Source organism: Streptomyces sp. DF42 (assembly GCF_058267695.1).
Genome location: NZ_CM177859.1, coordinates 683,470 through 701,072 on the forward strand (window position 1 = coordinate 683,470; position 17,603 = coordinate 701,072).

At 70.7% G+C, this 17,603-nt stretch carries 18 protein-coding genes and 1 pseudogene; 9 read left to right on the plus strand and 10 right to left on the minus strand.

Features of this window, described 5'->3' with window-relative positions:
* Nucleotides 1–32: 32 nt before the first annotated feature.
* The 5 genes and pseudogenes from ACYUED_RS03305 to ACYUED_RS03325 all read right to left on the minus strand — a co-directional run.
* Nucleotides 33–137, minus strand: a pseudogene (locus ACYUED_RS03305) (GNAT family N-acetyltransferase); the annotation flags it as partial.
* A gap of 48 nt (nt 138–185) precedes the next feature.
* Nucleotides 186–1,451, minus strand: coding sequence for an NAD(P)/FAD-dependent oxidoreductase (locus tag ACYUED_RS03310; RefSeq protein WP_491290813.1), 1,266 nt, complete (start codon nt 1,449–1,451; stop codon nt 186–188).
* A complete protein-coding gene (locus ACYUED_RS03315) occupies nt 1,448–2,242 on the minus strand; it encodes an amino acid ABC transporter ATP-binding protein (protein WP_491290814.1) in 795 nt (264 codons plus the stop codon). The genes ACYUED_RS03310 and ACYUED_RS03315 overlap by 4 nt, the downstream gene beginning before the upstream one ends.
* A complete protein-coding gene (locus tag ACYUED_RS03320) occupies nt 2,239–2,994 on the minus strand; it encodes an amino acid ABC transporter permease (RefSeq protein ID WP_491290815.1) in 756 nt (251 codons plus the stop codon). Before ACYUED_RS03320 ends, ACYUED_RS03315 begins: the two co-directional genes overlap by 4 nt.
* 49 nt (nt 2,995–3,043) lie before the next feature.
* Nucleotides 3,044–3,982: a substrate-binding periplasmic protein gene (locus ACYUED_RS03325; protein WP_491290816.1), complete on the minus strand. Its 939-nt coding sequence runs from the start codon at nt 3,980–3,982 to the stop codon at nt 3,044–3,046.
* Between the two features lie 197 nt (nt 3,983–4,179).
* Between ACYUED_RS03325 and ACYUED_RS03330 the strand changes: the two genes are divergently transcribed.
* Complete coding sequence (locus ACYUED_RS03330; protein WP_491290817.1) at nt 4,180–5,400, plus strand: CdaR family transcriptional regulator; 1,221 nt, start codon at nt 4,180–4,182, stop codon at nt 5,398–5,400.
* A 169-nt stretch (nt 5,401–5,569) separates the two neighbouring features.
* Here the strand turns inward: ACYUED_RS03330 and ACYUED_RS03335 are convergent, their stop codons facing one another.
* Nucleotides 5,570–6,418, minus strand: coding sequence for an SMP-30/gluconolactonase/LRE family protein (locus ACYUED_RS03335; protein ID WP_491290818.1), 849 nt, complete (start codon nt 6,416–6,418; stop codon nt 5,570–5,572).
* Nucleotides 6,419–6,618: 200 nt separating this feature from the next.
* On the opposite strand from ACYUED_RS03335, the gene ACYUED_RS03340 reads away from it, so the two are divergent.
* Complete coding sequence (locus ACYUED_RS03340; protein WP_491290819.1) at nt 6,619–7,041, plus strand: SH3 domain-containing protein; 423 nt, start codon at nt 6,619–6,621, stop codon at nt 7,039–7,041.
* A gap of 55 nt (nt 7,042–7,096) precedes the next feature.
* Entirely contained in the window at nt 7,097–7,498 is a 402-nt protein-coding gene (locus tag ACYUED_RS03345; protein ID WP_266587259.1) for a hypothetical protein, read from the plus strand.
* Here ACYUED_RS03345 and ACYUED_RS03350 read toward each other — a convergent pair.
* Complete coding sequence (locus ACYUED_RS03350) at nt 7,478–8,272, minus strand: SAM-dependent methyltransferase (protein WP_491294824.1); 795 nt, start codon at nt 8,270–8,272, stop codon at nt 7,478–7,480. The two genes, ACYUED_RS03345 and ACYUED_RS03350, sit on opposite strands and share 21 nt — an antisense overlap.
* Nucleotides 8,273–8,412: 140 nt before the next feature.
* Between ACYUED_RS03350 and ACYUED_RS03355 the strand changes: the two genes are divergently transcribed.
* Nucleotides 8,413–9,819 carry a PP2C family protein-serine/threonine phosphatase gene (locus ACYUED_RS03355; RefSeq protein WP_491290820.1) on the plus strand — a complete coding sequence of 469 codons (1,407 nt, stop codon included), beginning with the start codon at nt 8,413–8,415 and terminating at the stop codon, nt 9,817–9,819.
* Between the two features lie 23 nt (nt 9,820–9,842).
* Here the strand turns inward: ACYUED_RS03355 and ACYUED_RS03360 are convergent, their stop codons facing one another.
* A complete protein-coding gene (locus ACYUED_RS03360) occupies nt 9,843–10,289 on the minus strand; it encodes an ATP-binding protein (RefSeq protein WP_491290821.1) in 447 nt (148 codons plus the stop codon).
* A 187-nt stretch (nt 10,290–10,476) separates the two neighbouring features.
* Here ACYUED_RS03360 and ACYUED_RS03365 point away from each other — a divergent pair, with 187 nt between their 5' ends.
* Genes ACYUED_RS03365 through ACYUED_RS03375 form a run of 3 tightly spaced genes read left to right on the plus strand, consistent with a single transcriptional unit; the run spans nt 10,477 to nt 12,448 of the window.
* On the plus strand, nt 10,477–11,355 hold the full coding sequence (locus ACYUED_RS03365) for a Sco1979 family transcriptional regulator (protein ID WP_491290822.1): 879 nt from the start codon (nt 10,477–10,479) through the stop codon (nt 11,353–11,355).
* Entirely contained in the window at nt 11,352–11,645 is a 294-nt protein-coding gene (locus ACYUED_RS03370) for a DUF397 domain-containing protein (RefSeq protein ID WP_491290823.1), read from the plus strand. Before ACYUED_RS03365 ends, ACYUED_RS03370 begins: the two co-directional genes overlap by 4 nt.
* Nucleotides 11,642–12,448, plus strand: coding sequence for an SAM-dependent methyltransferase (locus ACYUED_RS03375; RefSeq protein WP_491290824.1), 807 nt, complete (start codon nt 11,642–11,644; stop codon nt 12,446–12,448). The genes ACYUED_RS03370 and ACYUED_RS03375 overlap by 4 nt, the downstream gene beginning before the upstream one ends.
* 77 nt (nt 12,449–12,525) lie before the next feature.
* Here ACYUED_RS03375 and ACYUED_RS03380 read toward each other — a convergent pair whose 3' ends face one another.
* Entirely contained in the window at nt 12,526–13,581 is a 1,056-nt protein-coding gene (locus tag ACYUED_RS03380) for a glycoside hydrolase family 5 protein (RefSeq protein WP_491290825.1), read from the minus strand.
* Between the two features lie 183 nt (nt 13,582–13,764).
* Here ACYUED_RS03380 and ACYUED_RS03385 point away from each other — a divergent pair, with 183 nt between their 5' ends.
* On the plus strand, nt 13,765–14,865 hold the full coding sequence (locus tag ACYUED_RS03385) for a LacI family DNA-binding transcriptional regulator (RefSeq protein ID WP_491290826.1): 1,101 nt from the start codon (nt 13,765–13,767) through the stop codon (nt 14,863–14,865).
* 80 nt (nt 14,866–14,945) lie between these two features.
* The gene (locus ACYUED_RS03390; RefSeq protein ID WP_491290827.1) at nt 14,946–15,701 is read left to right on the plus strand and encodes a YqjF family protein; all 756 of its coding nucleotides are present in this window, start codon (nt 14,946–14,948) and stop codon (nt 15,699–15,701) included.
* Nucleotides 15,702–16,145: 444 nt separating this feature from the next.
* Here the strand turns inward: ACYUED_RS03390 and ACYUED_RS03395 are convergent, their stop codons facing one another.
* Complete coding sequence (locus tag ACYUED_RS03395) at nt 16,146–17,591, minus strand: purine-cytosine permease family protein (RefSeq protein WP_491290828.1); 1,446 nt, start codon at nt 17,589–17,591, stop codon at nt 16,146–16,148.
* Nucleotides 17,592–17,603: the final 12 nt, after the last annotated feature.

Below are 17,603 nucleotides of genomic sequence, written 5' to 3' on the forward strand. Positions count from 1 at the left end.
CCCGCATCCCGCCGCGACGCCCGCGCGGCCCGGTCCGCGCGGGAGCGGGTGGCCACGTCCTCATAGGGCTCACGGTGGAGTACGGGAACGTCGTCCTCGTGCCGGGCCCGCAGACCGGCTCTGTCGCCACGCAGCATGCGGCCATGGATATCGCACCGGGTGTCCCCGTACAACCACCGCGGTCCTCAACGGCGCAGTCGGTCGAAGCGGAACGGTTCCAGGGCCCGGGGGCGGTTGCCGGTGCGGACGTACTCGGTGAGGGTGTGGCCGGTGACGGGGCCGAGGGTGACGCCGAGCATGCCGTGTCCGGTGGCCACGAAGGCGTTGTCGTGGCCGGGGACACGATCGATGACGGGGAGCCCGTCGGGGAGGAACGGCCGGCCGCCGACCCAGGGGTCGCGAATCAGGCCGACGAGGTCGTCCGGGTCGTCGAACCAGCGGCCCAGGTAGTGTCGGCTGGCGAGGGCTACGGCGACCACGCGGCGCCAGTCCAGGCGGTTGTTGTTGCCGCTCAGTTCCATCGTGCCCCCGATCCGTGTCGTGCCGGCGATCGGTGAGGCGACCGCCCTGCGTTCGCCGAAATAGAGGGTGTGCCGGGGAGCGGGGTCCAGGTCCACGGAGAAGCTGTAGCCCTTGCCCGCCTGGAGGGGCAGCGGGTGTCCCAGCGCCCCCAGCAGCCCGGACGAGCGCATGCCGGCGGCGATCACGACCGCGCCGCACGGGATCTCGCCCAACTCGGTGCGCACCGCGGTGACTTGGCCCCCGGTGGTCCTGAACCCCACCGCCTCCGCGTTCTCGTGGACCTTCACCCCGGCCGCGGCGAGCGCCTGACCGAGCCCGCGGGCGAAGGCCTCCGGGTCGACCACGCCCTCTCCCTCGACGAGATAGGCGGCGCGCACCCCGGGCGACAGCGCGTCGTCCAGCAGCCGGGCCGCGTCCCCGGTGGTGACGTCGTCGGGGAGCGGGTAGCGTCCGTCGGCCATCTCCCGTTGTACGGCGAGGTGGTGACGGGCCTCGGCCGGGGAGAGGAAGGCGTGGACCATGCCGGGGCGCGTCAGTGTGGTGTCGACGCCGGCCTCGCGCAGGCCGTCGAAGAGGTCGAAGGTGGTGCGGTTCAGCTCGGCGACCGCCGCGTAGCCACGCCGGAAGGCGGCCGGTGTGCTGCTGCGCCAGAACCGCCACAGCCAGCGCACGAAGGCCGGGTCGGGCAGGGGTCGCAGATACAGGGGCGAGTCCGGCCGGCCGAGCGAGCGCAGTGCGTACCGTACGACTCCGGGTGCCGGCACCGGCGTCGAGTGGCTGAGGCAGATCCAGCCCGCGTTGCCCCTCGACACCCCGGAGCCCAGGCCGCGCCGTTCGACGACCTCCACCGCGAGGCCCGCCTCGGCCAGGTAGTACGCGGTGCACAGTCCCACCACGCCGCCGCCGAGCACCACCACGGGGGCGGTCATGAGGCCGACTCGTACGCGGCGAGGAACTCTCGTGTGCGGGCCTGGGCGGGGCGGTCGAGCACGTCCCGTGGTGCGCCCTCCTCCACGATGCGCCCTCCGTCGACGAAGACGAGGTGGTCGGACACCTCACGGGCGAAGGGCAGTTCGTGGGTGACGAGCAGCATCGTCATGCCGTCGGCGGCCAGTTCGCGCATCACGCCGAGCACCTCCCGGGTGGCCTCCGGATCGAGGGAGGAGGTGGGCTCGTCGAAGAGCAGCACTTCGGGGCGCAGGGCCAACGCCCGTGCGATGGCGACACGTTGCTGTTCTCCGCCCGAGAGCTGCTCGGGCTGGGCGAGGCCGCGGTGCGCCACGCCGACCCGGCGCAGCAGCGTGACGGCCCGCTCCAGCGCCTCGTCCTGCGGCACACCGGCCCTGCGCTGTGCCAGGACGACGTTCTCCACGGCCGTCAGGTGCGGGAAGAGGTTGAAGCGCTGGAAGACCATGCCGACGGTACGGCGCAGCCGGGGCAGGTCGCGGCAGACCGTGCGGCCGGCGCTGTGCACCAGCTCGCCGGCTACCTCCACGGTTCCCCGGTCGGGGCGTTCGAGGAGGTTGACGCAGCGCATCAGGGTCGTCTTGCCGCCGCCGCTCTGTCCGATGACACTGACGATGCGGCCGCGGTCGACCTCCAGGCCGACGTTGTCGAGTACCAGGCGGCCGTCGAAGGACTTGCTGAGGCCGTCGATCCGTACGACCGCCTCGGTGGTGGCCGGTGGCACGGTCTTCGCCGTGGTGACGGGCTCGGTCATACGGCCGCCTCCTTCGGGTCGGCTGTCGCGCCGAGGTCGGCGGCGAGCAGCGCGCGAGCGGCGCGCATCCGGCGCCGTCGCCAGGGGGACAGGGGGATGCCGGCGCGCACCTTCCGCTCCAGCAGCAGGAGGAGTTGGGAGAGCGGGTAGCACAGGGCGAAGTAGAGGGCGGAGATGACGAGGTACACCTCCAGCGCCCGGAAGGTGGCCGAGGTGATGAGGCGCCCCTCCGACATCAGCTCTGCGGCGGAGACGGTGACGAGCAGCGAGGTGGACTTGAGCAGGTCGACCAGCATGGTGTTGGTGCCGGGCAGGGCCTGCCGGACGGCCTGTGGCAGGACGACATGGGCAAAGATGCCGGCCCTGCCGAGGCCCAGCGCCTCGCCCCCCTCGGTCTGTCCGGCGTGCACACCGCTGATCGCGGCGCGGAAGATCTCGGACAGGTAGGCGGCGTAGAAGACGATCAGGCTGAGGCAGCCGGCGGTGAACACGTCCAGCCGGATCCCCGCCGAGGCGAGACCGAAGTAGGTCAGGAAGATGATGGCCAACAGCGGGACGTTCTTGAACACCTCGGTGTAGACGGCGGCGACGGCCCGTGCGGGCCAGGCCCGGTTCAGCCGGAGCAGCGCGACGGCCAGGCCGAGGAGGACCGCGCCGGCGAAGCTGACCAGCGTGTAGGAGACGGTGCGCCAGAGCGCGTCGAGCAGGTCGGACCGGTAGCCGGACCAGGGGACCTGGAACAGTCCTGACATGTCAGCTCCTCACTGATCCTCTGTGATCGTTACTGGTTCTCACTGGTTCTCACTGGCCGATGGACGGCGGCGTCCAGTTGCCGGGCCGGTCCACGCCGCGGCGTGAGGTGGCGACGTCGGCGGCGGGCTTGAGGAACTGCTCCGGGTCGCCGCCGTACTTCTTGACGAGTTTGGCCAGCTCGCCGTTGGCGTACATGGCGTCGATCTGCGCGGAGACCGCCTTCTCCAGCTTCGTGGCCTTCTTGGGGAGGCAGAAGCCGGTCTGGTACGGCTGGAAGTACGCGTAGGCGGGCTTGGCCCTGACCTCGGCTGCGGTCGGCGGCGTCAGGTACTCCGTCCTGATCTTCAGCTCCGGGCGCTGTTTCTGCGCGGCGATGATGATCAGCGGGTCGAGGAAACCGACGTCGACGCGGCCGGCGCCGAGGTCGTCGAAGACGCCGGTGGCGTCCGGGTAGGCGTGCAGCCTGGCGCCGGGCACGGCCTGGATGGACTTGACCCAGACGTAGCCCTCGACCGTGCCCAGGTTGAGGCCCTCGAGGTCGTTCACCGTTTTGTAGGTCTTGCCGCTGCGCACGGCCATCGCCGGGGGCGAGTAGTAGGGCGGGTCGGTGAACAGTCCCTGCTTCTGCCGGTCGGCGGACCATGCGACACCGCCGATGGTCATGTCCACCCGGCGGGACTGCACTCCGGCGAGCATGCCGGCGAAGTCCGTTACCTGCGGCTTGACTTGGAGGCCCAGCTTCTTGGCCGCGTAGGCGAGGATATCGCCGTCCAGGCCGACGATTCTGCCGCCCTGGACGGTGGTGTAGGGCGCGTACGGCTGGACGGCCACCTTGATGACGCCGGGCGTGAGCGTGCCCAGGGCGGCGGTCTTCGCGGACACGTTCTTCGGGGAGTCGTCGCCGTCCGAACTGCAGGCGGCGACCGTGGAAAACATCAGCGTCGCTGACAGAGCGACGGCGAGCGAGCGCACACGGATCATCGGCATGGGCCTTCCGTATCGGCCTGAGGAGCCCGCCGTTCACCGCGCTGTGCCCCCGGCGGGGATATCGATTGGGCCCATACGCTAGAGACCGGTCCAGGGGTGCGTCACCGTTCACTTCGTACGAACTTGTGGCCGTGGTCGCGCGATCGCCTGTACGGTGCGTCCAGTCCCCGGCCCGTTGTCCGACGGGAGGAACAGTCGTGCTGAGCCCGTCACTCGCGCAGGAGATCGCCGGCGACACCTCCGCCGTCATCGGCTTCAACGTGCTGATCACCGATGCGGAGGGCATGGTCATCGGCAGCGGTGACAGCAGTCGCGTCGGCTCCTTCCACGAGGCGTCGGTGGAGGTCGTGCGCACCCAGGAACCAGCCACGCACAACGCCTCGCAGGCCCAGCAGCTGCGCGGGGTGCGCCCCGGCGTCACCCTGCCGCTGGTCGCGGGCGGACAGGCGGTGGGCACCGTCGGGATCACCGGCACTCCCGCCCAGGTGCGCCGCTTCGGACTGCTGGTGAAGCGCCAGACGGAGATCCTGCTCAGGGAGTCCGTGATGCTGCGCTCACGTCTGCTCTCCGAGCGGGCGGCCGAAAAGCTGCTCGCCGACATCGCCTCGTACGATCCGCAGGTCGTCGAGGGCGACTTCCTGGTGTTCCGTGCCGCCGAACTCGGCTTCGACCTGCGGCTGCGGCGGGTCGCGGTGGCCATCGAGGTGACCGTGCCCGAAGGGGCCGCACGCCGCCGGAACGGCGCCCCCACCCAGGACGTGGCGCTGGTCCGCACGGAACTGCTGCGCACCGTCCGCGAGGTCTTCGCCGACCCGCAGGACATCGTCGCCGGCGCTGCTCCCGGCCGGATCGGCGTCCTGCACCGCTGCACGGCCCGGCACCGGACGGCGGCCCTGGTCGCCGACTGCCGACGGGTCGTCGACCTCATCGCCGCGCAGGACGGGATGACCGCCCGCGTGGGCATCGGCGAGCCCGCCTCCTCGGTCGGCTCCCTGCACGACTCCTACCAGGACGCCTGTGACGCCCTGCGTCTGGGCGGGCGTCCGGCGGGCGAGGCGAGTTGGGGATCCCCACGCACGAAGGGTGGTGCGGGCCCTCCCGTTCATCTGATCGCCGAGCTCCGGGTGCATCAGGTGCTGGCCTCGGTGAACCAGTCCGCCCGCAACCGCCTGGTCGACCTCACCACCGGCGATCTGCGTGCCCAGCCGGACTGGCCGGCGCTCCGCGACACGATCACCGCCTGGTGCGAGGGCGGATTCAACCTCGTACGGGCCTCCGCCGCCCTGCACATCCACCGCAACACCGTCGTCTACCGCATGAACAAGATCGAGCAGATCACCGGCCGGCCGCTGCGCGACCATCGCACCACCATGGCCCTCTACCTCGCCTGCCTCACGGACCAGTTGGGCAGGGGCTGAGAGCTGTCCCGTTCCAACTCGGCTCCCCGCACGCGCCATTGACGCCTCGCACCTTCCGCGTCACGGTGAGGGCCCGTCGTGCCAGGCGGTGCGACCAACCTGGAGCCGTACGGCAGGGTCCTGTCGGGGATCGACGCGGGCATGCCCTTCCTGTGAGGCACGGCCGGTGCTACGGCCGGCCCGCTCCCGGCACCTCGACCGGGACGGAGAGGACCTGACCGGTGCCGGGTGCCACCAGCTCGGCCTCCGTCATGCCCTGCCAGCGGGCCGCCGTGATGAACAGCGTCCTGCCTTCGAGGCCGCCGAGCACGCAGGCGAACGCCCCGCGGTCCAGCGTCACGGTCTGCAGCACCTTGCCGCCCTCGGCGACGCGCACACAGCGCTGGTGGGGGACATCGGCGTACCAGACGGCATGCTCCGCGTCGAGGCAGATCCCGTCCGGCGTGCCCGCGCCCAGGTCGGCCCAGACGCGCCGGCCGGACAGACGCCCGTCGGCCCCGATGTCGAAGGCGACCAGACGGTGGCGGTAGGAGTCGGCGACGATCAGCGTGGAGTCGTCCGCGGTCACCGCCATGCCGTTGGGGAAGGCGATGTCGTCGGCCACCTCTTGCACCGAGCCGTCGGGGGCGACCAGGTGGACGGACCCGGGTTGCGCGTCCTCCCCCGCCATCGGGTCGAAGTGGGCACGATTGACGTAGGTGTTGCCGCGGCCGTCCGCCACGATGTCGTTCCAGCCCGGGACGCCGAGATCCGCGAAGAGGGCCAGGCTGCCGTCGGGCTCGCGGCGCAGTAGCCGTCCCTGCCCGGACGAGACGATCAGCAGTCGGTCGTCGGGCAGCCAGGCGGTGCACAGGGGCAGCGACGGCACCCGGGCGACGACCTCGCTGCGTCCGGCCAGGTCCACGGCGACGACCTCGCCGGCGGTCCAGTCGGAGAAGTACAGCCGGTCACCGTGCCAGCGGGGTGACTCGACCAGGCCGAGGCCGGTGAGCAGCGTCGATACCCGGGTCATCGTCATCACAGCCCTTCTTCGTGACCGGCCCTGTGCCGGCCTCCACTCCCTACACGAACGGCGACCGCGCGGATCGACACGTCCGACCGGGAAACCGGGAAATCTCCGACACCCACCGGACCCTGAGGCCCTGAGACATCACAGGGTGGCTCCTGGCTCGTTCGATGCCATCGTCGTTGATCATCGGCAATCGAATGGAGGAACCGATGCTGACACCACGACCGATCCGGTCCCGGCTGGAATCGGCGGCCGCCGCGGGGGCGGCCGTCGCCCTGCTCGCCGGGGCCGGGCTGCTCACGGCGGCGCCCGCCGAGGCCGATCCGCGCCCGTGCCCCGGCGCGGGCCCGGGCGACCCGGCGCGCTGCGCCCAAGTGATCGACATCGATGCGGGCTCGTCCCTGGTGATGCGCACCGCACCGCGCTACGGCGCCGGGGCGGTGGCCCGGTTCGGCAACGGGCAGTGGCTGGAGCTCGACTGCTGGACCACCGGCGACCCGGACGCCGACGGCCACGGCTACCGCTACTGGATGCAGGTCTCCACCGGCAGCGCGAGCGGCTACGTCAACGACTGGTACCTCGACAGCGGCGGCCCGAACGTCTGGAAGTCCCGGATCCCCCAGTGCGCCTGATCCCGTCGAACCGGTCGAACCGGTCGAACCGGTCGAACCAACGGAGGAAACCCTGATGAAGCGTCTGCGTGCCCTCACCGCGACGGGCGTCGCTCTCACCGCAGCGGCCGCGGCCGTCCTCGCCGGCGCGGGGCCGGCCGGCGCCGCGATCCACTCGTGCAGCATCTCCGGCGACCCTGCCGTGTGCGCCAACGTCACCGGCATCGACGCCGGGTCCTATCTGGCCGTACGCACCGCCCCCAGGTACGGCGCGTCCGAGTCCCCGGTCTTCGGCCACCACCACAACGGGGACGAACTCGGCATCGACTGCTGGACCACCGGTGACCCGGACGCCGACGGCCACGGCTACCGCTACTGGATGCGGGTCGACAACGGCATCGGCGACGGCTATGTCAACGACTGGTATCTGAACACCGGAGGCCCCGGCACCTGGAAGTCACAGATCCCGCAGTGCTGAGCGTGCCACCTGGCTGGGGATCGGCCGGCCCTTGCGGCCGACTCCCGCGTACACCCAGTACTCCGACGGCTCGTCCGGGATCAGGTCGTCGGGGTCCGGCCGCCACAGCGGCACGTAGACCAGGCCCGGGTCCACGAGGTCGAAGCCGGCGAAGAGTCCGCGGATCTCGTCGTGGGAGCGGGCACTGACCGGTGAGGTCGCGCGGGAGCGGTACAGCTTGCCGACGGCGTCAGCGGTGTCGGGGCGATCCTGGTTGGTCGCGTGGGTCAGCGCCAACCAACTGCCGCCCGGCAGGGCGTCCTGGAACGCGGCCACGATACCGGCCGGGTCCTCCTCGGGCGTGACGAAGTGCAGGATCGCGTTCATCAGTACGGCCACGGGCTGGTCGAAGTCGATCAGTTTCCGTACCTGTGGAGAGGCCAGGACGTCGGCCGGCCGCCGGATGTCGGCGTCGACGATGTCCGCATCCGGGTTGTCGGCGAGCAGCGAGGTGCTGTGGGCCACGGCCACGGGGTCGTTGTCCACGTAGACCACACGGGCGCCGGGGCTCGCGGCCTGCGCGACCTCGTGGACGTTGCCCTGGGTGGGGATGCCCGAGCCGAGGTCGATGAACTGCCGCACCCCGGCCTCGATCAGGAAGCGCACGGCTCGTCCCAGGAAGGCGCGGTTGGCCCGGGCCAGGGTGCGCACCTGGGGGTCGATGGCGGTGAAGGCCGCGACGGCCTCCCGGTCGATGGCGAAGTTGTGCTGCCCGCCCAGCATGGCGTCATACATACGGGCGACGCTCGCCTTGTCCGGATCCGTCCCCGGTTCGATTCCTGCGCTGTCCGGCACGACAACTCCCTCTCCGACCAGGGACCTTGACGCGTCATCATATAGTTGCCGACGGCGCGCGGCGAGCCATCCCGATCACCGTGCGTCCGGAGCCCACACCCGGAAAGGCACGACCCCTGCGGAACGAACCTCGCAGCCGCACCGACGACACACCCGCCGACCCGCCTTCGCCCCGCCGGTCGGCCTTCTCCCCCGCGGCGGATGCCATCGGCTCGGAACTCGAACTGTGGCTGACCGGCAGTCATGTCGTGCACGCGCTGACGCCCGGATTCTGCGATGCGGCGTCGGTCTACCTGCTGGAGCGCTGGCTGCGCGAGGAGAACGCGTACCCGGCCGCGGATCCGCCCCAGATAGAGGCGCGCCGCCTGGCGCTGCGCGTCGGAACCGACGCGGCCGAGGACTGGGACCGGGTGCTGCCGGCCGGCGAGGTCATCGTCTTCCCGCGTGAGACTCCGTACGCGCGCGCCCTCGCCGCCGGACACGCGCAGTTGCTCGACTCGGTCGACACCCACACCTCCGAGCGGCTCACGGCCTCCGCAGGCGGCGACGCGCGGATAGGGGACCTGCTGAGCGTCTCGTCCTTCCTCGTCGTCCCGCTTCATCTGCGGGGCACCGCGGTCGGCTTCGTCGCCTGCACGCGCGGCGCGGACCGGGCCCCCTTCCGGCCCGCGGACATCGTGGCCGTGGAGTCGCTGGCCGCGCGGGCCGCCATAGCCCTGGACAACGCCCGCCGTTACGAGCGCGAGCGCCGCACCGCCCTGGCCATCCGGGGGAGCCTGCTGCCGGGCACCGCCCACGAGGCCGAGGGGTGCCGTATCGCCCACGGCTGCCTTCCCGCCGGGCAGGGCAACATCATCGGCGGTGACTGGTTCGACGTGCTGAAACGACCCGGGGACCGGGTCAGTCTGGTGGTCGGGGACGCCATGGGGCACGGCCCGGAGTCAGCCGTCGCGATGATCCAGCTGCGCACCGCCGTCCGCACCCTGGCGGGGCTCGACATCCCGCCCGCGGAACTCGTACGGCGCCTCGACGCGCTCGCCTGCGACACCCCGGGAGCCTCTTTCGCGACCTGCATCTACGCCGAGTGGGACCCCCGGCAGCGCACCTGCACGCTGGTCGGAGCGGGCCACCCTCCCCCACTGCTGCGCGGCCCCTCCGGCAAGACCGCGCCGGTCCCGCTCACCAGTCCCGGTCTGCCCCTCGGGCTGGGCACGGGCAGCTACGAGGCCACCGTGCTGACCGTGGACGAACCGGCCCTGCTCGTGCTCTACAGCGACGGCCTGGTCGAGTCCCGCGACGCCGACATCGACCAGGAGATCAGCCGCCTCGCACGCGCCGTGGACACGGAGCACCTCGCACCCTCGGCCGGCGACGACGCGGACCGGCTGCAGGCCCTGTGCCGCCGGCTGCTGCGCTCCCCTTCCGGCGCGGCCGGCGCCGACGACCGCACGCTGCTGCTCGCCGAGCTGACGCCCGCGAAGGACTGAACTCGCCCTCCGGACCGCCAGGTTCAGGTCCAGGCCCTCAGGTTCGCCCACACGGCGTTGCCGCCGGTGAGCCTGGACCGGTCGACCCCCCAGGTGTCCGCGATGGCCTCCACGAGGAGCAGTCCGCGGCCGCCCTCGTCGTCGGGGCCGGGCTCGCACCGGGGCAGGCATCCGCCCGTGTAGTCGTGGTCGTGCACCTCCAGGCGCAGGCATCCGTCCGTGACGAGGCCGATGCCGCACAGGATCCGCGCGCTGAGCGTGTGCCGCAGGGCGTTGGTGGCCAGCTCGGACATGAGCAGGACGGCGTCCGCACACAGATCGCCCGGCAGGCGCCACGCGCTCATCCGGGCGCTCATGGACCGACGGGCGACCTTGATGCTGGAGCGGTGCGGAGGCAGTTCGAGCCAGTGCGTTCGTTCCGGGTTCGCGGCGTCTAAGAGCTGCGGGGAGGAAGTCGTGTGGGGGGACACGGCGGTTGCCTTCCAGGAGAGCGGGCGCGCTGTGATCGTCGTAACGAATCACACAAGTAACTATGCTCCCAGGCCAGTTCAACCTGCAACCAGCTGCCTGATAATTTCATGGCGCCGGTATCGGTCTGCTGACTTCACCAAGTCACCTTCGTTACCGGATCAGTGACGGCACCTCAGGAGGTTGGACGTGAACGAAGGTCGGCCGGGCGCGGGCAGTGGCTCCAGCGCACCCACCGTTCTCCGCATGATCCTCGGTCGGCGCCTGCAGGAGCGGCGCCAGGGTGCGGGCGTGTCACTGGAGGACGCGGCCAGGGCCCTGCGGGTGACGTCCCTGACCATTCGCCGCCTGGAGAAGGCGGAGGTCGCCCTCAAACCGCTGTACGTGGAGAAGCTGCTCGAGACGTACGGGGCGGACCAGCAGGAGATCGAGGAGTTCGTCGCCCTCGCCGAGCGGGCAAACGAGCCCGGCTGGTGGCACATGTACCGCGATGTGCTGCCGAGTTGGTTCAGCGGTTACGTGAGCCTGGAGAGCGGGGCCACGACCCTGCGCACCTACGAGCCCCACTACGTGACGGGCCTGCTGCAGACCCACGCCTACGCGCGCGCCGTGCTGCGCGGCGGCCTCCCGAACGGCAGCAAGGAGGACCTGGAGCGGCGGGTGGACCTGCGACTGCGCCGCCAGGGCCTGCTGGACAGATCCGACGCCCCCACGCTGTGGGTGGTGATGGAGGAGGCCGTGCTGCACCGGGTGGTGGGCGGCCCCGAGGTGATGCGGGAGCAGATCGACCGGCTCCTGGAGGTCTCGGAGCTGGAGCACGTCAGCGTCGACGTCGTGCCGTTCACCGCCGGCGCCCATGTCGGGGCGTGTGCCCCCTTCACCTACTTCCGGTTCGAGGAACGGGAGCTGCCGGACATCGTCTACAGCGAGATCCTCTCCGGTGCCATGTACCTGGACCAGCGTTCGGACGTCGCGGCACATCTGGAGGCGCACAACCGCATGTCCCTGCTGACCTCGGACGCGGACAGCAGGGGGCTTTTGAACCGCATGCGAAAGGAGTACTCATGACCCCGATCGACGGCAGTGTCTGCAACGTCTACAACGGCATGCCGGCGGCGGACCTCGGCGAACAGGGCTGGGAGTCTCCGTGGAGCGGTCCCAACGGGGGCCAGTGCGTGCAGACGAAGCAACTCGCCGACGGCCGCGTGGCGCTCAGGCAGTCGACGGACCCCGCCGGCCCGGCGCTGATCTACACCCCGGAGGAGATCACCGCGTTCGTCGCGGGGGTCAAACGGGGCCTCGCCGATCACCTGACCGCCACACACCCCCACCGCACCACTTCGAAAGGGACACGATGACCAACTCGCACGCCGCGCGGGACATCGACACCAGCAGGCCCCACTCCGCCCGGATGTACGACTACTACCTCGGCGGCAAGGACCACTTCGAGGTCGACAAGCACGCCGCCGAGACCGTCGCGTCGGTCTACCCGGCGATCTTCGTGTGCGCCCGCGAGAACCGGGCGTTCATGCACCGCGCCACCCGCGTCCTCGCCAGGGAGCACGGCATACGGCAGTGGCTGGACATCGGCACCGGCATCCCCACCGAGCCGAACCTGCACCAGGTGGCCCAGTCCGTGGTCCCCGAGGCGCGGGTGGTCTACGCCGACAACGACCCGCTCGTCCTCAAGTACGCCGAGCGCCTGATGCGCAGCACCGCGCAGGGCCGCACCACGTACATCGAGGCGGACGTCAACGACCCGGCGGCGCTGCTGAACTCCCCCGCGCTGGCCGAGGTCCTGCACCTCGACCGCCCCGTGGCCCTGTCGCTCAACGCCCTGATGCACTTCGTGACGGACGCGCAGGACCCGTACGGCATCGTGGAGCGGCTGCTGGCGGTGCTCCCCTCGGGCAGCGCGCTGGCACTGAGCCACTGCACGCCCGACTTCGACCCGGCGACCTGGCAGAAGGTCACCGACATCTACACCAATGCCGGCACTCCGGTGCAGTTCCGCTCGCGGGACGACGTCGCCCGTTTCTTCAGCGGGCTCGACCTGCTCGACCCGGGCGTCTCCGTCGGCCACCGCTGGCGCCCGGAGGGCGGCATGGACGCCACGGACGCCGAGGTCAGCCTGTGGACCGGCGTGGGCATCAAGCCGTAGCCGTCAGGTGTGCGAGGTGCGGGACGGCCCCGGATCCGAGCGGATCCGGGGCCGTCCCGCGTCCGTGAGGGGCCGGGTCAGGGCTGGACCGGCTTGCCGCGTCCCCAGGCCCAGGCGAGGCGGTCGGCGCCGGACTGGTTGGTGGTGGCCAGCCAGGGGCGGGCGGCCGGGCCGGTCAGCCTCTGGACCGAGTAGGTGTCGTCGGTGCGCAGTCCGGGCCAGTAGACGGACCCCATCCCGAGCTTGCGGAAGGTGTCGGTGTCGGCCTGGATGAAGTTGACCGAGTTGTTGGTGGCGTCCGGCCTGTCGTAGTCGAAGCCGGTGGTCATCGGAGCGCCGAACTCGTCGGCGACGGTGCGGCTCGCGCAGTTGCCGAGGCGTTCCTTGAGGTCGGACACCCACTGGTCGTAGGTGGCGTAGTCCTTCCAGAACCCGTAGTGGTGCAGCGACAGATAGGTGCCCTTCAGCCGCGGGTCGGCGCAGACCGAGGTGACGTGGTCGTTGTAGCCGGCGCCGCTGACGAAGACCCGGTCGCGCGGGACGGACGGGTAGCTGGCGAGCCACTTCGCGGCGAGGTCGGCCCACTGGGCGTCGGTGTAGCCGTGGGGCTCGTTCATCGGCTCGAAGTACACGTGCTTGTCGTGCTTGTAGGTCTTGACGACGGTGTTCCACATCGGCCAGTAGGTGGCCTCGTCGTCGATGAAGCCGTCCTTCTGGTCCCCGGTGCCCTCCCAGTAGGACACGATGACCTTGAAGCCCTTGTCCGACGCCGCGTCGATGACGCCCCGGTACGACTTCCAGTACGAGCCGTTCACGGTGTACGGGTTGATGGGCAGCCGGACGGTGTTGGCACCGAGGTTGGCGCGGAACGCCGAGATGACGCGGCTCGCCTTGGCGTAGGTCTGGGCGTAGCTGTCGGAGAGCGACAGGCCGGAGAGCACGACGGGGTCGTTGGCGTAGTTGTCACGGGGGTCGGCCCAGTTGACGCCCTTGAACTGGGACGTGTTCTTCGGCACGGCGGCGGAGGCGGGGGTGCCGGCGAGGGTCGCACCGCTGATCGCGGCGATCGCGACCGCCACGCAGGCGGTACGCAGCCGGGGAGTGAGGCGGCGTTCGGCAGGGGTCTTGCGCATCGACGTGCCTTTCAGGAGGTGGCGGCTCGGCGTCCCGCATGTTTACGTAAACATGGACTGCCACGGCATCGGATGTTTACGTAAACTCGGCGGGGCCGGAATCGTGGCATCCGCTCCAGCGGCCGTCAAGATGTCCCACGCGTAACATTCCGGTGCGTCGAGGGAGACGGGAGTGGTGCAGGCATGGACCTGAACGACCGGGCGCAGCGGATCTCCGCACCTGCCGGCGGTGCGCAGCGGGGCGGCTCCGGCGTGCCGGGCGGGCGCCGCAAGCAGCGTGTCTCCATGGCCGATGTCGCCAAGCTCGCGGGCGTGTCGTCGCAGACCGTCTCGCGTGTCTCCAACGGCCATTCCGGAGTGATCACTTCGACCCGGGAGCAGGTGCTCGCGGCGATGCGGGAGCTGGGCTACCGGCCGAACAGCGCCGCACGCGCCCTGCGCTACGGCCAGTTCAACACCATCGGCGTGATCCTCTTCAGCCTGTCCTCGACGGGCAACAGCCGCACCGTGGAGGCGATCGCCACGCATGCCGCGGACGAGGGGTACGCGATCACGCTGATCCCCATCGACGTCCCGACCCAGGACAACGTGCTGGGGGCCTTCACGCGCATGGGCGAGCTGGCCGTCGACGCCGTCATCGTCATCATGGAGATCCATCTGCTCGACACCGCCACGGTGCAGCTGCCGCCCGGTGTGCACGTGGTCGTCGTGGACTCCGACGCCGGCGACCGCTACAGCGTGGTCGACACGGACCAGGCCGACGGAGCGCGCAAGGCCGTGAGCCATCTGCTCGACCTGGGCCACCGAACGGTCTGGCACGTGACCGGCCCCGAGACGTCCTTCGCCGGCCAGCGTCGCACCCAGGCCTGGCGGGCCGTTCTGGAGGCGGCGGGACGTCCCGTGCCGCCGCCCCTGCACGGCGACTGGTCGGCCGAGTCCGGCTACACGGCAGGTCTGGCGCTCGCCGGACAGCCCGGCTGCACGGCCGTGTTCGCCTCCAACGACCAGATGGCGCTGGGGCTGTTGCGCGCCTTCCACGAACGGGGGCTGACCGTGCCGGCGGACATCAGCGTCGTCGGCTTCGACGACATCCCCGACGCCGCCTTCTTCGTCCCGCCCCTCACCACCGTCCACCAGGACTTCGCCGAGGTCGGCCGCCGCTGCGTCCAGGGCGCCCTCCAGCAGATCCGCGCCCACGGCGGCTCGCAGGCAGGCACCGATCTCGTCCCGACCAGCCTGGTCGTCAGAGACAGCACCGCCGCGCCGCCCGGCCGGCGTCCATGACTGTGCCGTTGCGCACAACCCCGGGAGACCAGGGCCCGTCCGAGCGGTCGGCTGTCGCCCGCGTGCTACAAGGCTGGACCATGGAGACCGAGCCGATCACGCCGTCCACCCCGCGACCCGTGCGCCGGCCGGCGCTGGTGCAGGGCTGGCACGAACTGACCTTCCTGCACTGGCCGGTGGAGCCGGAGCGGGTGGCGGCTCTGCTGCCCGCGGGGACCCGCCCGGACACCCTCGACGGGGTCACCTACGTCGGCCTCGTGCCGTTCCTGATGCGCGGCGTCGGCCTCGGCCCCGGGCCGGGTCTGCCGTATCTCGGGACGTTCTGCGAGACGAACGTACGGCTGTACTCGGTGGACGAGCAGGGCCGCCGCGGAGTCGTGTTCCGCTCGCTGGACGCGACCCGGCTGCTGCCGGTGCTGACGGGCCGGTTCGGCGTACGCCTGCCGTATGTGTGGTCGTCGATGCGCCTGCGCCGCGAGAACGGCGTGCTCACCTACACCTGCCGTCGCGGACGACGCTCGGGGCGAGGGCCCACGAGCCGGGTCGTGGTGCGGCCCGACGCGCCGATAGCGAGGCCCACCGCGTTGGAGCTGTTCCTCACAGCCCGATGGGGCATGCACGTCCCGTGGCACGGCCGCACCGTGCACCTGCCGAACGAGCACGCGCCGTGGCCGCTGCACCGGGCCGAACTCCTCGACCTCGACGACGACTTGATCACCGCGGCCGGCCTGCCGCGGATGCCGCAGCCGCCGGTCAGCGTGCTCTACTCGCCAGGTGTGTCGGTCCGCTTCGGGGCGCCGTCCACCGTGCGGCCGACCCCGGTCCCGGGCCGGTAGTGCCCCGGCAGGCGACGTTCACCCCGTCGCGACGCCCGGCACGCTCCCCCACTGCCTCAAGGGCGTGGGAGGCCCCCCACTCACCGCAGCGGGCACAGACCCAAGTACGTTCAGTACGAGAGTCGGCACCCGGCACAGGCGAGAACACGCACCGGACGCCGCTCCCTGACGGGCAGAGGTTCCCTTGGGCAGAGACCGCAGCGCGAGGCCGGCTTGTGGTGTTTCATGCAGTTCAGCGCCGCTTTTTCTGACGCCAGCCCGTGCAACAAGTGTGGGAATCGCTGGTTTGGGTGAGGCCACGGCAGCCGAGCTGCTGGCTCGTGCCCGAGCCGGATTCGGTCGGCCGGCGGAGGCGGTCGGCGACGCCCGGTGCGTCACCGATGCTCCACTCCGGCGGGCCGGAAACGCAGGTCGGGCATGGGCACGCAGCACTGGGAGTTCTGGTCACAGGGGAGATGTCGGTTGCCGACTCGCGACTGCCGTGAACGACTCTCCACGGGCGCCGCGGCCGACGCGGACGAGCGACAGGTAGACGACCGAGGTGACCACCATGCCGGGAATCCAGGACAGGTCGGCGTTGGAGAAGTGCCGCGCGACGGGCCCGACGAACCACGCGTTGCTCATGGCAGGAATGCCGGACACCACGCCGACCAGGAAGGCGATGAGGACCTTGAGGTTGACCCCGTTGCGGGTCCACGTGGCCGGGTCGCTCCAGTACTTTCCGCTGCGGATGTACATGCCGGGCACGTCGTACTCCCCGTGCTGGACGAGGTAGAAGTCCACGAGGTTCACCGCTCCCCAGGGAATGAGCAGCAGGAGCAGGAACGACAGGAACGCCGTCAGATTGCCGGTGAAGTCCTGTGAGGCCGTGACGGCCAGGCCAAGACCGATGACGAGGGTCGGCAGCATCATCGCCGCACGGGTCCGGAACGAGTTCGAGATCTTGACGAAGGTCGAGAGGCCCGTGATCAGGTTCAGCATCCCGCCGTAGAGGTTGAGCATGTTCGTCACGGCCAGGCCCAGTGCGGTCACCACCAGGACGACAGTCGCGAGAGCGCCACCGCCGAGCGCGGCACTGGCGCTCTGGAAGACGTCCGCGGCAGCGAACTTGGCCGCGAGCAGCACACCGACGACGCAGCAGAACGTGGACGACAGGAACACCCCGGCCGCCGTCCACCAGAAAACCGCCCGGCCTGACGCGTCGCGCGGCAGGTAGCGCGAGTAGTCCGAGACGGCCGTTGCGTAGGTGAGCGCGAACGTCACGGCGACCCCGGTGCCGGCGAGGAACGACGCGAGCGACACCGGACCGGACGTCGCCGCCACGTCACCCCCTCCGACGAGCGTGTAGCCGCTGACGACGATCAGGCTGATGGTGAGCGGCCACGTCGCGTAGCGTGCGACGACGTGGATGGCCCGGTTTCCCATCAGTGCGGGGAGCACGCTCAGCGCGGCGATCAGACAGATGGCCAGGGGCAGCGGGATCCGGCCGCCCGTGGCCGCCCTGAGCGCGATACCGCCCGCGAGCGAGACCGAGACCGTGAACCCGACGTACATGACGGACCCCACTACGACGGGCACCAGGGCACCGAGGTATCCGAACTGGCCGCGACTCTGGATCAGTTGGGGAATCCCCAGCCTCGCGCCCTGGATCGAGTGCAGGGCCATGAGGACGGTCCCGACCAGGTTGCCGATGACGGCGGCGAGCAGCGCCAGCGGGATGCTGCGGCAGACCGAGTAGATGATCGCGCCGAAGATGGCGTTGCCGACGTTGAGGTTGGAGGCGAACCACACGTGGAAGAGGTCGCGGGGGCGGCCTCGCCGGTGGGATTCGGGCACCGGATCGACGTGATGCAGCTCGATCCCGGCTTCAGCGGCGGATGTTCCGGTCATGGGCTCTCATTC

What these genes read in the sequence shown, in the direction of transcription:
- ACYUED_RS03310 (WP_491290813.1), bottom strand. Translation starts at nt 1,451, where the DNA reads ATGACCGCCCCCGTGGTGGTGCTCGGCGGCGGCGTGGTGGGACTGTGC.
- ACYUED_RS03315 (WP_491290814.1), bottom strand. Translation starts at nt 2,242, where the DNA reads ATGACCGAGCCCGTCACCACGGCGAAGACCGTGCCACCGGCCACCACC.
- ACYUED_RS03320 (WP_491290815.1), bottom strand. Translation starts at nt 2,994, where the DNA reads ATGTCAGGACTGTTCCAGGTCCCCTGGTCCGGCTACCGGTCCGACCTG.
- ACYUED_RS03325 (WP_491290816.1), bottom strand. Translation starts at nt 3,982, where the DNA reads ATGCCGATGATCCGTGTGCGCTCGCTCGCCGTCGCTCTGTCAGCGACG.
- ACYUED_RS03335 (WP_491290818.1), bottom strand. Translation starts at nt 6,418, where the DNA reads ATGACGATGACCCGGGTATCGACGCTGCTCACCGGCCTCGGCCTGGTC.
- ACYUED_RS03340 (WP_491290819.1), top strand. Translation starts at nt 6,619, where the DNA reads ATGCTGACACCACGACCGATCCGGTCCCGGCTGGAATCGGCGGCCGCC.
- ACYUED_RS03345 (WP_266587259.1), top strand. Translation starts at nt 7,097, where the DNA reads ATGAAGCGTCTGCGTGCCCTCACCGCGACGGGCGTCGCTCTCACCGCA.
- ACYUED_RS03350 (WP_491294824.1), bottom strand. Translation starts at nt 8,272, where the DNA reads ATGTATGACGCCATGCTGGGCGGGCAGCACAACTTCGCCATCGACCGG.
- ACYUED_RS03370 (WP_491290823.1), top strand. Translation starts at nt 11,352, where the DNA reads ATGACCCCGATCGACGGCAGTGTCTGCAACGTCTACAACGGCATGCCG.
- ACYUED_RS03375 (WP_491290824.1), top strand. Translation starts at nt 11,642, where the DNA reads ATGACCAACTCGCACGCCGCGCGGGACATCGACACCAGCAGGCCCCAC.
- ACYUED_RS03380 (WP_491290825.1), bottom strand. Translation starts at nt 13,581, where the DNA reads ATGCGCAAGACCCCTGCCGAACGCCGCCTCACTCCCCGGCTGCGTACC.
- ACYUED_RS03385 (WP_491290826.1), top strand. Translation starts at nt 13,765, where the DNA reads ATGGACCTGAACGACCGGGCGCAGCGGATCTCCGCACCTGCCGGCGGT.
- ACYUED_RS03390 (WP_491290827.1), top strand. Translation starts at nt 14,946, where the DNA reads ATGGAGACCGAGCCGATCACGCCGTCCACCCCGCGACCCGTGCGCCGG.
- ACYUED_RS03395 (WP_491290828.1), bottom strand. Translation starts at nt 17,591, where the DNA reads ATGACCGGAACATCCGCCGCTGAAGCCGGGATCGAGCTGCATCACGTC.